Annotated in this window: 1 protein-coding gene and 1 pseudogene; both read left to right on the top strand. The window is 45.5% G+C overall.

What is annotated here, in order from left to right; genetic code table 11:
• Nucleotides 1-543, top strand: a pseudogene (locus OGY67_RS00075) (hypothetical protein); the annotation flags it as partial.
• On the top strand, nucleotides 527-957 hold a 431-nt coding region (locus OGY67_RS00070), incomplete at its 3' end, for a DUF1240 domain-containing protein (RefSeq protein WP_286573055.1). The pseudogene OGY67_RS00075 and the gene OGY67_RS00070, both read left to right, overlap by 17 nt.

The following is a 957-nucleotide window of genomic DNA, read 5'->3' as shown; positions in this document are numbered from 1 at the left end:
GCTTATCAGGGAAAGCTGTATGTGAAGATTACGGGCTACCCTTCTCTGCGGCGCATTCTTAACGGAACCCGTTACCGGATAAATCATCCTAAAGTACTTGAAGTGGGCATTGGCAGCGCCGGGTTTCGAAATGGCATAATGTCAGGGGCCAAATTCTGCATCTGGTTTTCCGCATGCTGGCGGTTGATTGAGGTGGTGTTTAAATCCGAGCATGACGTCGCCGCACTGCTGGGAAACGTGACGATGGATGTGGCGAAGGTGATTGTGAGTGTTTTTGTCTCGCAATCAGTGGGTAGTACTCTTGGGTTAGCTGTACCTCTATTGTTCTCTAGCGCCGCCGTTCCGGTTTGGGGAGAAATTGTCGGTGTCGTTGTATTAGGTTTTATTATTACCTGGTCTCTGAATGAAGTGGACAACAAATATGAGCTATCAGACAAACTGATAGCGTGTATTCGTGAGGGACTTAAAGAACGGCAAAGAATCGAAGAGAGGAACATCCAACGGCTGGGGTACAGAAGCTCCCTTTATGGCGGAAATTATTGACATGAAGCATAATATTAATCTGGTGAATATTAAGAAAAGATGCAACTTATTTCTCTGTATATTCATTTTTGGGGGGGGGACTTGGGTGGAGTATATTGCCAGCGTACCGGATCTCACCGATCTCATTGAATCCAGAAGCATCGTCTATTTTTTCTGGGGTTCATTTTGCATGTTTTTCATGATTCCGGTGACGGGTTGCTTTACTTTGGGCACTGCCTATCTGGCTTTTGCGAAAAGCATGCAGCCGCCAAAATTCTTCGACAGGACATTTACCATTGTTTTCCACGTCGCGGGGGTAGGATTTGTTATTGGTAATATTTTCTCTTTTATTGTTATTTTTTATCCTCTTGGTACTAACTATGTTTTATGTGAGCGTCCAGGCCCGACGTCTGGCACCTATTACACCCGGACCGA

It is taken from the genome of Citrobacter sp. Cpo015 (assembly GCF_030333035.1).
In the GTDB taxonomy this organism is placed as follows: Bacteria; Pseudomonadota; Gammaproteobacteria; order Enterobacterales; family Enterobacteriaceae; genus Citrobacter; species Citrobacter portucalensis.
The sequence above is the reverse complement of the archived record's forward strand: the minus strand, read 5'-3'. Positions and strand labels throughout refer to the sequence as shown.